This window comes from Amycolatopsis sp. lyj-112, assembly GCF_046549055.1.
Taxonomy (GTDB): Bacteria; Actinomycetota; Actinomycetes; order Mycobacteriales; family Pseudonocardiaceae; genus Amycolatopsis.
Genome location: NZ_JAJPWS010000002.1, coordinates 945611 through 957819 on the forward strand (window position 1 = coordinate 945611; position 12209 = coordinate 957819).

Annotated in this window: 14 protein-coding genes; 8 read left to right on the top strand and 6 right to left on the bottom strand. The window is 68.4% G+C overall.

The genetic code is table 11. The annotated features are described in order from the left end of the window. Nucleotides 1–41: 41 nt before the first annotated feature. Nucleotides 42–1856, bottom strand: coding sequence for a LamG-like jellyroll fold domain-containing protein (locus tag ACLJRL_RS11360; RefSeq protein WP_410656046.1), 1815 nt, complete (start codon nucleotides 1854–1856; stop codon nucleotides 42–44). Between the two features lie 77 nt (nucleotides 1857–1933). Between ACLJRL_RS11360 and ACLJRL_RS11365 the strand changes: the two genes are divergently transcribed. Then, on the top strand, nucleotides 1934–2512 hold the full coding sequence (locus tag ACLJRL_RS11365) for a hypothetical protein (RefSeq protein ID WP_410656047.1): 579 nt from the start codon (nucleotides 1934–1936) through the stop codon (nucleotides 2510–2512). Here ACLJRL_RS11365 and ACLJRL_RS11370 read toward each other — a convergent pair. Both ACLJRL_RS11370 and ACLJRL_RS11375 read right to left on the bottom strand, forming a co-directional pair. Beyond that, nucleotides 2509–2985 (bottom strand): DUF6328 family protein, encoded by a 477-nt coding sequence (locus ACLJRL_RS11370; RefSeq protein ID WP_410656048.1) that lies wholly within the window; start codon nucleotides 2983–2985, stop codon nucleotides 2509–2511. The genes ACLJRL_RS11365 and ACLJRL_RS11370 overlap by 4 nt on opposite strands. Then, nucleotides 2930–3904, bottom strand: coding sequence for a DMT family transporter (locus tag ACLJRL_RS11375; RefSeq protein WP_410656049.1), 975 nt, complete (start codon nucleotides 3902–3904; stop codon nucleotides 2930–2932). Before ACLJRL_RS11375 ends, ACLJRL_RS11370 begins: the two co-directional genes overlap by 56 nt. Nucleotides 3905–4030: 126 nt before the next feature. On the opposite strand from ACLJRL_RS11375, the gene ACLJRL_RS11380 reads away from it, so the two are divergent. Then, complete coding sequence (locus ACLJRL_RS11380; RefSeq protein ID WP_410656050.1) at nucleotides 4031–4585, top strand: superoxide dismutase; 555 nt, start codon at nucleotides 4031–4033, stop codon at nucleotides 4583–4585. A gap of 4 nt (nucleotides 4586–4589) precedes the next feature. Here ACLJRL_RS11380 and ACLJRL_RS11385 read toward each other — a convergent pair whose 3' ends face one another. Beyond that, nucleotides 4590–4991, bottom strand: a complete 402-nt coding sequence (locus ACLJRL_RS11385; RefSeq protein ID WP_410656051.1) for a TIGR03667 family PPOX class F420-dependent oxidoreductase — start codon at nucleotides 4989–4991, stop codon at nucleotides 4590–4592. A gap of 77 nt (nucleotides 4992–5068) precedes the next feature. Beyond that, nucleotides 5069–7024, bottom strand: coding sequence for a DUF2339 domain-containing protein (locus ACLJRL_RS11390; RefSeq protein ID WP_410656052.1), 1956 nt, complete (start codon nucleotides 7022–7024; stop codon nucleotides 5069–5071). A 192-nt stretch (nucleotides 7025–7216) separates the two neighbouring features. On the opposite strand from ACLJRL_RS11390, the gene ACLJRL_RS11395 reads away from it, so the two are divergent. Genes ACLJRL_RS11395 through ACLJRL_RS11405 form a run of 3 tightly spaced genes read left to right on the top strand, consistent with a single transcriptional unit; the run spans nucleotide 7217 to nucleotide 9011 of the window. Continuing rightward, on the top strand, nucleotides 7217–7408 hold the full coding sequence (locus ACLJRL_RS11395; RefSeq protein WP_410656053.1) for a hypothetical protein: 192 nt from the start codon (nucleotides 7217–7219) through the stop codon (nucleotides 7406–7408). Nucleotides 7409–7426: 18 nt separating this feature from the next. Beyond that, nucleotides 7427–8572, top strand: coding sequence for a tRNA dihydrouridine synthase DusB (dusB, locus tag ACLJRL_RS11400; protein WP_410656054.1), 1146 nt, complete (start codon nucleotides 7427–7429; stop codon nucleotides 8570–8572). Continuing rightward, nucleotides 8466–9011 carry a DUF4232 domain-containing protein gene (locus ACLJRL_RS11405; RefSeq protein ID WP_410656055.1) on the top strand — a complete coding sequence of 182 codons (546 nt, stop codon included), beginning with the start codon at nucleotides 8466–8468 and terminating at the stop codon, nucleotides 9009–9011. Before dusB ends, ACLJRL_RS11405 begins: the two co-directional genes overlap by 107 nt. A 50-nt stretch (nucleotides 9012–9061) precedes the next feature. Here the strand turns inward: ACLJRL_RS11405 and ACLJRL_RS11410 are convergent, their stop codons facing one another. Continuing rightward, nucleotides 9062–9346: a hypothetical protein gene (locus ACLJRL_RS11410; RefSeq protein ID WP_410656056.1), complete on the bottom strand. Its 285-nt coding sequence runs from the start codon at nucleotides 9344–9346 to the stop codon at nucleotides 9062–9064. Nucleotides 9347–9466: 120 nt separating this feature from the next. On the opposite strand from ACLJRL_RS11410, the gene ACLJRL_RS11415 reads away from it, so the two are divergent. The 3 genes from ACLJRL_RS11415 (at nucleotide 9467) to ACLJRL_RS11425 (ending at nucleotide 11791) form a co-directional block, all read left to right on the top strand. Then, nucleotides 9467–10300 (top strand): alpha/beta fold hydrolase, encoded by an 834-nt coding sequence (locus ACLJRL_RS11415; RefSeq protein WP_410656057.1) that lies wholly within the window; start codon nucleotides 9467–9469, stop codon nucleotides 10298–10300. Between the two features lie 58 nt (nucleotides 10301–10358). After that, the gene (gene idi, locus ACLJRL_RS11420; protein ID WP_410656058.1) at nucleotides 10359–10970 is read left to right on the top strand and encodes an isopentenyl-diphosphate Delta-isomerase; all 612 of its coding nucleotides are present in this window, start codon (nucleotides 10359–10361) and stop codon (nucleotides 10968–10970) included. Between the two features lie 65 nt (nucleotides 10971–11035). Further along, nucleotides 11036–11791 (top strand): GGDEF domain-containing protein, encoded by a 756-nt coding sequence (locus tag ACLJRL_RS11425; RefSeq protein ID WP_410656059.1) that lies wholly within the window; start codon nucleotides 11036–11038, stop codon nucleotides 11789–11791. Nucleotides 11792–12209 lie beyond the last annotated feature (418 nt).

Here is a 12209-nt window from a genome sequence, read left to right on the forward strand (position 1 = left end):
GCCACGATGTACTGCCCTGTGCCGTTCGGCCGAGTGGCGACTCAGCCGAGCATGAACTCGCGGGGTTCCAGCGCTCGCCCCACCACCCGGACGTCGCCCAGCCAGCCGTGGAACGCCTGCTCGACGATCGAGTCGTAGGCGTAGGCGCCGATCAGCCAAGAGCCGCCGGGATTCGCGATCCCCGCCGCCGGCGTCTCGGGGTTCCGCAGCACCGGGCAGCCGTCGACGTACAGCGTCGTCCGCCTGCCGTCGTTGACCGCGGCGACGTGCAGCCATTCCTCCAGCGCGAGTTCGTGCCCCCAGCAGGTGGAGATCCCATTCTGGTTCACCGGGAACACCGCCCATTGGAACGCGGCACCGTCCGAAAGGGACAGTGTCGCGGCCGGCTCGCCCGGATCGTCGCCGGTCTTGCCCGCCTTGCCGCCGGACCCCTGCCTGCCGAAGAGCGCGGCCCAGGAATGCTTGCCGTCCTTGAAATCCGCTGGCAGTTTCACGAACGCCTCGACCGTGTAGCCGCGCGAGAACGTCTCCGCGTTCATCGGCGCGGAGTCCGCCGTGCGCAGATAGGCCCCGCGAGCCGGTTTCTTGCCGCCCTCGAACCGCAGGCTCGACCGCGACGGCTGCCGCCCGGAGAACTCCGCCGAGAACCGCAGGGTTTCTTCGGGGCTGCCGGGCACGGTCACCCGGACCAGGTCGTTGCCGCGGCCGGACAGGTCGCGGACACCGGAGACCGGCGCGCCGTCCTGTCCCTCGAACCGCCAGTACGCCACGGTTCCGCGGATCACCTGCCGTCCGGCGGGCCGCGCGGGCGGGACCGGCACCGGCGCGAAGGCGGCGAACCGGCGCTCGAAGTCGATCTCCATGCTGAAGTAGTCCGCCGCGCCGGTGCGTTCGATCTCCTGCCGCTGCAACTCGTTCAGCCGCGGTGCCTGTTCGGCCAGCCACGGCGAGAACGTGCGGACGTCGATCATGTTCCGCGCGAGGTCGAACCGGTAGAGCCGGATCATCGCGCTGCCGCCGTAGTAGCGGTCCTGGTAGTTGGCGATGTGCAGGTGGACGTCGTGACCGGCCTTGTTCTGCTTCACCGCGCGGCCCGGCGGCCAGTAGTGCCCGTTGAGCGTCAGGAAGATCTGGTCGTTCCCGGCGATCAGTTCGTCCCACACCTTCTGCCCGAACTCGGAGAGCTGCGCCTGGCCCGCTTCGTCGGCCCACACCAGTTCGTGGATGGTCAGGATCGCCGGGAGACGCGGATTCCGCGCGAGCACCGACCGCGCCCACTCCAGCCCGCCCGCGGACGGCCGCCAGTCGAGCGCCAGCAGCAGCCACTCGCGCCCGCCCGCGCGGAACACGTGGTGGCTGTTGTAGCCGTCCGGGCTCGCGCCGCGGAACGTCCTGGAACCGCGTTGGCGCTGCGGGCCGAACGCGTCGAGGTACGGCGTACGCCCGCGCTGGTCGTCGGTCGAGGACTTGATGTCGTGGTTGCCCGCCAGCGTGCTGTAGGGGAACCGGCGGCGATCCAGGTGCTGGAACGAGCGGCTGATCTGGTCGAACTCGCCCGGCTGCCCGTTCTCGGTGAGGTCGCCGAGGTGCGCCAGGAAGACGATGTTCTCGTCGCCTCCCGTCACGTACCGCAGGGTGGCGTCCAACGGCGCGGGGTCACCGCGGTCGGCGTCGAAGAGGTACTGGGTGTCCGGCAGGACCGCGAGGGTGAAGCGGCCGTCGTCGGCGTCCGGACCGTGATGGCCGAAGGTCGCGGACGCCGCCGGGGCGCCGAGCGTGGGCAACGCGGACATCGCCGCACCGGCGCCGAGCACGCCGGCACCGCGCAGGAAAGTCCGTCTGGAAGAGTCGTTCACGGCCGCAACCTACGTTCGCGGAGGCAACGTGTCCCGAACCGCGGATGAACACTTGCCCCGGTCGGTAGCTTCGTCCCATGGGGAACGCTCCGGCGGTCATCGAAACGCCGAAACGGGTCAAACGCTGGCCGGTACTCGCCGGGGTCGGCGTGGTCGTGGCCGCGGCGGCCTGGTGGATCGTGGCCGAGATGCCGTCCGTGGACGACACCGTGGTCCGCGAGGCACTGCCGTCGATCGACGAGCACCTGCGCGCGAACGCGTGGTCCGGGATCCTCGCGTCGAACTCCGGCCTCGCCGACGTCCGCTGGGTGTGCACGCAGAAGGTGATCGAGACCCGGCCGGACGGCGAACGGGTCAAGGTCGGTCTCGTCGCGACCTGCGACGAGGTCGCGCGCGAGAACGGCGGAGGTCTCGTCACGGGCAGCGGGTTCCGGCAGCCGATGGTCTACCTGGTCGAACGCGCGGAACAGGGCTACCGCGTGCTCGAACGCGAAGTCGCGAAGGACGGCGCCGCCTACTCGCCTTCGGTCAAGGCGATGTTCTCGTGGATCGGCTCCCGGCGCGTGCTCGACGGCATGAGCCCGGAAGATCCGGCGACGGTCGCGCCCGCCGCGTTCGGCCTGCCGGACGGGACTCCTGTCCGCGTTTGGCGCTAGGCCGTGTCGTCGTCCATTTCGCGGCCGATCCGCCTCGGCACGAGGAACCACATGACGACGAACAGCGACGCCGACACCACCCCGAGGACGATCATCGCGATCGGGCCGTAGACGACCTTGCCGATGAGCGTGACGGTCGTGGTGATCGCGGCGGCCAAGCAGCCGAGCCCGGCCAGGACCGAACGGTTGCCGACGGTGAGGATCTGCTCGCGGGCACCGGTGCGGAACAGCAGCCGGTGCCACGCGGCGGGCGCCGTCAGCAGCACGGTCGAACTGACCGTGAGCACGACGGCCGACAAGTGGACGGCCTTCTCGAACCCGCTCGCCTCGTGGAACTCGTCGGTGAACACCACCGTGAGCAGGAACCCGAAGAGGATCTGGACACCGGCCTGCGCGACGCGGAGTTCTTGCAGGAGCTCATTGACGTTGCGGGTCAGGCGTTCGTTCTTCGACTCTCCGGTGTGCTCGACCACTCAGCGGCTCCAAGACCATCGGTTGACGCCGGACCTTCTCGTGCCAGCCGAGCGAGGTCACGGTGACGACCACGACGGCCAGGCCCAGCCACTGTGTACCGGACAAATGCGCGTTCAGGAACGATACGCCGATAACGGCCGCTGTGACGGGGAAAGCCAGCTCCGCCAACGTAGCCCTGGCGGCCGGGGTCGATCGCAGTCCCCAGTAGTACAGGCTGAGCGCCAGCAAACCGGGGACCAGCGCGAGAAGTCCGAGTCCGAGCGCGTTGTCCCAGCCGACCGCGAACGCGCCGCCCTGGTAGGCCACGATGCCCGCCGCGACCGGAAGACCGACGGTGAACCGGAGTGTGGTGACCTCTTTCGGCGCCAGTTCGGTGGAAACCATCCGGCCGAGCACCGTACCCGCGGCCCACAACACGGCCGCGCCGATCGCGAGCAGCGCCGCCTTCGCCGCGGCGAACTGGATGTCTAGCGGATTCTTGAACGCCAGCAGCCACGCACCCAGCAGCGCGGGGATCACGAAGAACGCGTAGCCCGCGCGCACGCGCTCACCGAGTACGAAGAACGCGGCGAGGACGGCGAACACAGGCTGCAGCTTCTGCAGCACCAACGGCGTCACCGGGTCGCCGAGTTTGAAGGCCGCGGTGAACATCGCCGTCGCGAGCGCGGACGAGCCGCCGCCGATGGCGAGCACGGCCAGCCATTCCCTCGGGCCGCACCGGCGCAGCGCACGGAAAGCGCCCGGGATGAGCGGGCTGAGGACGAGCACCACCAGCAGGTGCTCCCAGAAGACGACCGTGGCCGCGGGGAGCGCCTCGGCGAGCGGGAGGCGCAAGAGACCGTCGGTGCCCCACAAGGCCGCGGCGACCGCGACCAGCCAGGTGCGGTCGGGAGGATTGGAACTCACTTGACCTGCCATCCATGCCCCGCCACCGCCCTCTTAGACGTTATGGCGCGGACTTTCTAGTTCCATCAGATTGAAATTGCTGATCCGTTCGAGTGGTAGTTCTGGCGGGTCCGGCATCGAGCAGGCTAGGCAAGGGGTATGCGCCCCGTCCCCGCACTCGCCCTCGTTGTGTCCACCGCCGCACTGGCCCTCAGTTCCGGAGCCGGACCGGCTACCGCCGCCGCCCCCGATTCCCGGGTGCACGTCATCACCGCCAAGAGCGGCCTGACGAGCTACAAACCGGAACTGGTCCCGCCCGGCGCTCGCGCACACGTCTTCGGGTTGACCTCGAAGGCTTTCGGAACCTCCGTCGCCGTCCTCGTGACCGGTCTGCTGCCCAACCGTGAATACGGCGCGCACGCGCACTCGAAGATGTGTGGCGCCACCGGCGACCTCGCCGGCCCGCACTACCAGAACATCGAAGACCCGGTGAAGCCGTCGGTGGATCCGGCCTATGCCAACCCCCGCAACGAGATCTGGCTGGACCTCACCTCCGACGCCACCGGCCGCGGCGTCGCCGTGTCCAAAGTGGACTGGACATTCGGTGAGCGGCGGGCGAATTCGATCGTGATCCACGAAACCCATACGCACACCCACCCGGGTCACGCCGGGACCGCCGGGGCCCGGCTGGCCTGTGTGACCGTCGGCTTCTAGAACCTCAGAAGCCCCAGGTGCGTTCCGGCCGGATCCTGATCCGGACGTGGTACTCCTTGTCGAACTTCGCGGCGTCGTAGTCGATCGCCGGGTAGTTCTCCTCGTACTTGTCGAGGAAACCCGGCTGCTCCGAGGGAAGGCCGTCCGGCAGGATCTCGGCGCGGCCGCCGATCACCAGGATCGAGCCGCCGTACTCGTCGCTGTTGAAGTGGATGCTGACCTCGGCGTTGCCTTCGATGTGCCGGGTCTTGGCGGTGTCCGGCCGGCTGAAGACGATGACGTCGTCACCGTCGAGCACGAACCACACCGGGCGGGGAGAGGGACGGCCCTTGGGGCTGATCGTGGTCAGCCAGGCGACCTTCTCCTTCGCCCGGACGGCCAGCCGCGGGTCGGGTTGGTAGCTCATGAGTCGTTGACCCCCATCGCATATCGGACGCTCTGCCCGAACCAACCACGACCCGCCGGCTTTTCTTCCTGAACCGCTCAGCGAGACGCGACGAGCTTGGCGTAGCGCGTACCCGCGCCGAGCAGGACCAGACCGGCGCAGAGGAAGGCGGCGACCCTGGCGAGGCCGTCGAGCGCGGCGAGGTCGAACAGGACCAGCTTCAGCACGGCCGCGCCGACCAGCACCAGCCCGATCACCCGCAGGCCGACCACCGAGATGCCACGGATGAGCAGCACCAGTGCGGCGACCGTCCAGGACACCGTGATCACCACGTGGCCGAGCAGGAAGCCCGAACGGCCCGGGACGGCCAGGAGCGCGCCGCACAGCACCATCGCACCCGCGCCGTAGAGCGCGCAGACGCCGGCGAAGAGCCACGGGACCACGTTCTCCGACGCCGCCTTGAACAGCCCGAGCCGGTGCGCGACCCACGGAAGCGTGATCGAGACGACCAGGATCGCGACGGCCACCAGCAAGGCGGCGGCGAGGTCGCCGTCCGCGCGGTTCTTGACCAGGAAGAACAGCGTCGGCGGAACGTCGAAGGCCAGCGCGATGATCCCGCCGATGACGGCGAACCCGAGCCCGCCGAACAGCGCGACATGCTTCTTGGTCCACAAGGCGACGAGCGCCAGCAGGACACCTTCGCCGATCAGGATCGCCGACCGGGCACTGCCGTCGAACAGGGTCATCGTCGTCTGCAGCGCCGCCAGGAGACCGGCGGCACCGGCGAGGTCGCCCGTCCAGCCGTTGAGCCACTGACCGGCGGCCCACACCCCGAGCAGCACCAGCGCGACCGACGCGGTCACGATCACGGCCTGGGTCTTCGGCAGGAACAACGCGGCGAGCAGGGCAGGCGCGGGTGCGGCGCCGAGCAGGGCGAGCGCGGCGGCGTCCCCGGGACGTTTGATGGTGACGACCACGGCGAGCGCGAGGCCGAGACCGCCCGCGGCCAGCGCGGCGGCAGTGTTCGCGGCACTGCCGCCGAGACCGGTGAACGCGGTACTGAAGACCGACGCGACCAGCGGCGGGATCCCCGCGGCGACCGCGACCGACGGCCACGACTGGCGCAACTGCACCGGCGTCGAGGCGGCCTGGACCACCAGCAGGAACGCGACCAGCTCGGGAGTGAAACCCTGGGTGATCAACGGCGCGCAGACCACGGAGCCGAGCACGACGGCCGTCCCGAGCAGCGACGACTTCCACCGCACGGCCAGCAGCAACCCGCCGACCGCGATCAGAAGCCCGAGCGCGAGACCGGCGTAGGCCGGGAGGTACTCGAAAATCGTCGTCGCGGCGATGGCGTCGAGGTACAGCGTCGCGATACCGGTCGCGGCGAGCGCGAACGCCCCCGTGCGACCTGCCGGAGTGCGGTGCAGCCGCAAGCCGATCCCGACGAGCGTGAGCCCGAGAGCGGCACCCACGATCACCCGCGGCAGCGGGCCGAACCAGCCGCGCTGGATGGCGAGCACGAGCAACAGGACGATGCCGAGCAGCGTGACCGCGCCACCGACCCAGGCCAGCAGCCTGCTTCCGGCGCCTTCCTTGGTCAGCCTCTCGGCCAGCGACACCTTCGGGGCCGGCTGGTAGGGCCGGTACGGCTGCTGCGGCGGGCGCGGCTGCTGGTACTGCTGCTGGCGGTAGTGCTGCTGGTACTGGGCCTGCGCGTACTGCTGCTGCGCGTACTGGGCCTGCTGGTAGTGGGGGTGGGGGAAGTACTGCGGGGGCTGGGGGTACACCGGCTGCTGCGGTGGTTGGGGTGTCGGCTGGGGTGCGGCCGGCTGCGGCTGGGGTGCCTGCTGCTGCGGCACCTGCGGCTGAGGAGCCTGCTGTGCCGCCTGCTCCTGGGGTGCCTGCTCGGGCGTCTGCTCTGTCTGCGGCTGCTCCGGCGTGGTCCCGGACTGGACGGTCCGCAACTCGGTGCCGACATGCGCCAGACGGCGCCCAAGATCGTCGATCTCCCCGGCGAGCCTGAGGAGCACATCCCCATCGGTGGTCATGGCGACCAGCATGAATCCTCGAGGGCCCGGATGGATCCGTAGCACTACTCAATCGTGATGACGATGCGGTCGCGGCAAGGGAGTCGCACGAGTCGCAAGACCAGGTGAACGCTCGATCACTGTGTGGATTTAGGGACGTCAGATGTCCCAAAATCCACACAGTCATAGTGGAAGCCTCACCGATCGGACCGAATGAAGACCTATCAGGGAACCGCGGTGCGTGACGGCCGGTTCTGGGCCGTCAAGATCGCTGGAGTCGGCATAACGCAGGGCCGGTCGAGATCCGAAGCCCGGGACATGGCCCTGGATCTCATCGAGATCATGAAGAAGATCCCGCCGGACCAGTTCGAAGTGCACCTGGAGTTCGAGCCCACCTGCGGGTGATGGACACCACAGGCGACAATGGAGGACGTGACCGCCACCCTACGCAAGCCCAGCCTGAAGATCGGCCCCTACGAGGTCGATCCGCCGGTCGTGCTCGCTCCCATGGCCGGCATCACCAACGTCGCCTTCCGGCAGCTGTGCCAGGAGTACGGCGCCGGTATCTACGTCTGCGAAATGATCACCGCCCGCGCGGTGGTCGAACGGCACCCCGCCACCATGCACATGATGACCTTCGGCGAGAACGAAAAGCCCAGGTCCATGCAGCTTTACGGGGTCGACCCGAAGACCATGGCCGAGGCCATCCGCATCATCACCGGCGAAGGCCTCGCCGACCATATCGACAGCAACTTCGGCTGTCCGGTGGCGAAGGTGACGCGCAAGGGCGGCGGGGCGGCGCTGCCGTTCAAGCGGAAGTTGTTCGCCGACATCGTGCGCGAGTCGGCGAAGGCCGCGGCCGAGGCGGACGTGCCGTTCACGGTCAAGTTCCGCGTCGGCATCGACGACGACCACCTGACCTACCTCGACGCCGGGCGGATCGCCGAGGCCGAGGGCGCCGCGGCGGTCAGCCTGCACGCGCGCACCGCCGCTCAGCGCTACTCCGGTCAGGCCGACTGGACGAAGATCGCCGCGCTCAAGGAGGCCGTCACCGGTATCCCGGTGCTCGGCAACGGTGACATCTTCTGCGCGGACGACGCTCTTCGCATGGTCGCCGAGACCGGCTGCGACGGCGTCGTCGTCGGCCGCGGCTGCCTCGGACGGCCGTGGCTGTTCGGCGAGCTGGAAGCCGCGTTCGCCGGGCGTGAGCTGCCCACGCCGCCGAACCTCGGCGAGGTCGCGAAGGTGCTGCGCCGGCACGCGGAGCTGCTCGTCGAGCACGACGGCCACACCAAGGCATTGCGTGACCTGCGCAAGCACATGGCCTGGTACTTCATGAACTTCCCGGTCGGCTCCGAGCTGCGCCGCGGGTTCGCCATGGTGTCCAGCCTGACCGAGCTGGACGACCTCATCGCCCAGCTCGACCACAGCGCACCCTTCCCCGACAACGCCGACGGTCCGCGTGGGCGTCAGGGTTCGCCGGGCAAGGTCACGCTGCCGCACGGCTGGCTCAACGACCCGGACGACGACTGCGTCCCCGAGGCCGAGGACATGCACTCCGGCGGCTGAGCCGGACAACTTCGCCGTACCCGCGACGGCGGCCGAAATCCCGACCTGCGAGGCGAGCGACCTGTCCTTCACCTTCGGAGAGGCCGATCGGGCCCTCGGCCACCGCTACGCGGACTTGAAGATCAGCGTCACGGCCGGGAGCTGTTCCCTGCAGGGAGCACCGGCCGACGTCACCTTCCTCGACGAAGAAGGTGCCTCCCTCGGCACGGAACCACGCTACGAAGGCACCGAAACGCCGTACACGGTCTTGACCGCGGAGCAGCCCGCCGTCATCGCACTGCATTGGACCGTGGAACACGGCTGGGAAGGCGGGGTCGTCCCGTCGGCGGTTTCGCTGAAACTGCCGGGGCTCTCCGAAAGCAGCGTGGTCGACTGGCCGGAGGACGAACTGATCGGCAACGTTCTCCGGTTCTCCGCGGTGAAACCGGCCCTGGCCTGATCGAAAAACGCTCCCGCCGGAAACCCGGCGGGAGCGTTCCGATCCGGGACTCAGGTGCCCCTGGTCTTGTAGGCGAACTTCCACTGGCCGTGGTCGACCTCGAAGCACCGCATGGTGATCGTGTAGTACCGGGCCATGTTGCTCTGCTCGATCTGACAACTGCTCAGGCTCGAATACGGCCCGAGCTGACAGCCCGGATTTCCGTCACAGACTCCGGCGACCGAAACCGGCGCGTCTTCGGCCACCGCGACATTCGCCGCCGTGACGGCGATTCCGCCCGCGAGCGCGACGGAAACAGCGACGGCGGACAGCCGGCGCTTCCAACTCTTCGACATGTATTACCCCAGTTCCCCAGTCAACCGGCTATCGGTTGCGGTGATCATTAGAAGGGAATCGGACACCCGCCGTCAATCCCTTGCCGCCGACCGAAACGGGAGCCCCGTAGAGTCGGCGTCGTGATCGAGCAGCTGAGCATTACCACCGAAGCCGGGGCCTTCGACGCCATCGCGGCCGGACCCGAGGACGGCCGCCCTGTTCTTCTGCTGCACGGGTTTCCCGAAGCCGCGGTGGAATGGGAGCACCAGGTCGCGACGCTCGGCGTGCTCGGTTATCGCGCGGTGGCACCGGATCAGCGTGGCTACTCGCCCGGAGCCCGGCCGGAACAGGCATCCGAATACGGTATCGACAACCTCGTCGGTGACGTCATCGCGATCGCGGATCGCCTGGGGTGGAACGAATTCGACCTCGTCGGGCACGACTGGGGCGGCGCGGTGGCGTGGTGGACGGCCGACGCGCACCCCGGCAGGCTCCGCAGTCTCGCCGTCGTTTCGACACCGCATCCGGCGGCGCTGGCGGAAGCCATGAAGACCGACGAGGACCAGCATCTCCGTTCGGGCTACATGACCGAATGGCGGCAGACCCGCGTCACCGAACGGCGGATGCTCGACGACAACGCCGACGCGCTGCGCCGCATATTCGACTGGAAAGTGCCGCCCAGCAAGATCGATGAGTACGTTCGGCGGCTGTCCGAACCGGGCGCGCTGACCGCCGCGCTCAACTGGTACCGCGCCGGCCGGCCGGGCGGGAAGATCGGCCCGATCGAGGTGCCGACGCTCTACATCTGGAGCACCGAGGACGCCGCCTTCGGTTCGACTGCCGCGCTCGACACCGGGAACCGGGTCACCGGCCCGTATCGCTTCGAGATGATCGAGGACGCCTCCCACTGGGTGGTGGAGGAGGCTCCCGAGGCCGTCACTTCTTTGCTCGTGGAGCACCTTTCATCCCACTAACAGGGGTAACCCTGAACGCGGTACCGGTTACAGCGAGCCGTGTAGTTCAGTGGGTCCGGTGAACAACACGACCGAAGTGGACACGGAACGCATCGTCTATGTCACCGAGGACGGTGTGCCGACCGGCGAGACCGCGCCCAAACTGGCCGGCCACCATGAGAACACCAGGCTGCACCTGGCGTTCTCCTGTTACCTGCTGCGCAGCAGCGACCAGGCACTGCTGATCACCAGCCGTGCCGCGGCCAAAAAGGTCTGGCCGGGGGTATGGACCAACAGTGTCTGCGGGCACCCCGCACCGGGTGAACCCATCGAGGAGGCCGTCCGCCGTCGGGCCGCCTTCGAACTCGGACTGCCCCGCTTGAACGGTCTCCGCTGCGTCCTTCCGGCGTACCGCTACCGGACGCCGCCGTTCGAGGGCGTGGTCGAGAACGAGTTCTGCCCGGTGTTCGTCGCGTGGGTCGACGACGACCCGGAACCGCATCCGGACGAGGTCGGCGAGTGGCGCTGGCTGAGCTGGCACGATTACGCGCAGTTGCTGAAAGACGATGTGACTGACGTGAGTTACTGGGCCAAGGATCAGTTTTCGCAGCTCAAAGACGTAGAGCCGTTTTCGGGCTTACTGAGCGGCACTTCGGTGCGTGACAATGGCGCCGAACCGTCGTCCACTTGAGCGATATTCACTTCGGCCCGTACCGATACCTCAAGAGATCCCTCCTTTACGACGAAAACCAATTCGTGACGGAGGTGAGCGTGGCTGCCGACGACGAGGCCGCGCTCCCGGCGGGCCCGCCGAGCACCGATCTGCTCGGTCTTCACGAGTCGATCGCCTTGGTGCTCGCCACCCAGGGCGACTGGCGCCGCGCCTACCACCACCTCAAGTCCGCCTTCGACCTCGCCCGTGCCGGCAGCCTGCGGGACACGCTGACGTCCAGCTACAACCGCCGCTATCTCGACCAGTGGCTGCACGGCCCGGCCACCGAACACCGCCGCCCGCCGGGGATCGCGATCGCGCTGGTCGACCTCGACCTGTTCAAAGAGGTCAACGACACCTTCGGCCATCTGGTCGGCGACAGGGTGTTGCGCGAGGTCGCTGAACTGCTGCAACAGGGTCTCCCGCCCGAGGCGTTCTGTGCCCGCTACGGCGGCGAGGAGTTCGCGCTCGTCATCCCGGACGTCGACGCCGCCCGGGCGGTGCGGATCGCCGACACCGCCCGCGTCCGGGTTTCCCGGCATCCGTGGGAGCGGATCCGGCCCGGCCTGGCGGTGACGATCAGCGTGGGGCTCGCGCACGAAAGCGGCGAGGGGCCGGATCGGGCGGGGGAACCGGAACGGCAGTTGCGGCGCGCCGACACTTTGCTGTATGCCGCGAAACGGGCCGGCCGGAACAAAGTGGCCTATGACGAAAAGGAATCGTCGCAGGTAATTCCCGGTTCCGATGATCGCACCGAGAACACCGGCCGCACTGACTACGCGGAGCCCGCGGAGGCTTAGGCACCCGATCGGTTAACGACACACTCTGTGTAGCGGGTTCACTCTTTTTAACGCCCCTTTAACCGGGACCGCTCACCCGATCGCATGGACCGCTCGGCGCTTCTCGGTACCTTGGGTGAAGAAAAGTCCGGGATGGTTGTCGTCACGAACCACAGGTGTCCGTACGATAACGAAAAAGCTTCGAACAATCGCGAGAGGAGACCGAGTGCCCGACGAGCACCACAACCCGGGGACCGGTCGCCACAGCCAGCCGAACAGGGGCGACGGCGAGCGAGGCCGCAGTGGCCGCCGCCGGTCGATGGAGACCCACGGCGGGATCAGCGTCTCCGACGTCGTCGCACGTCACACCGGCGAACGCCCCGTCTTCGACCCGAACGCCGAGTCCCCGGCACCGCCGCCCCGCCGTCTCCGGCAGGCC

Coding starts and splice junctions, on each gene's coding strand:
- ACLJRL_RS11410 (WP_410656056.1), bottom strand. CDS start 9,346: ATGTCGAAGAGTTGGAAGCGCCGGCTGTCCGCCGTCGCTGTTTCCGTC.
- ACLJRL_RS11365 (WP_410656047.1), top strand. CDS start 1,934: ATGGGGAACGCTCCGGCGGTCATCGAAACGCCGAAACGGGTCAAACGC.
- ACLJRL_RS11375 (WP_410656049.1), bottom strand. CDS start 3,904: ATGGCAGGTCAAGTGAGTTCCAATCCTCCCGACCGCACCTGGCTGGTC.
- ACLJRL_RS11395 (WP_410656053.1), top strand. CDS start 7,217: ATGAAGACCTATCAGGGAACCGCGGTGCGTGACGGCCGGTTCTGGGCC.
- ACLJRL_RS11385 (WP_410656051.1), bottom strand. CDS start 4,991: ATGAGCTACCAACCCGACCCGCGGCTGGCCGTCCGGGCGAAGGAGAAG.
- ACLJRL_RS11380 (WP_410656050.1), top strand. CDS start 4,031: ATGCGCCCCGTCCCCGCACTCGCCCTCGTTGTGTCCACCGCCGCACTG.
- dusB (WP_410656054.1), top strand. CDS start 7,427: ATGGAGGACGTGACCGCCACCCTACGCAAGCCCAGCCTGAAGATCGGC.
- ACLJRL_RS11390 (WP_410656052.1), bottom strand. CDS start 7,024: ATGACCACCGATGGGGATGTGCTCCTCAGGCTCGCCGGGGAGATCGAC.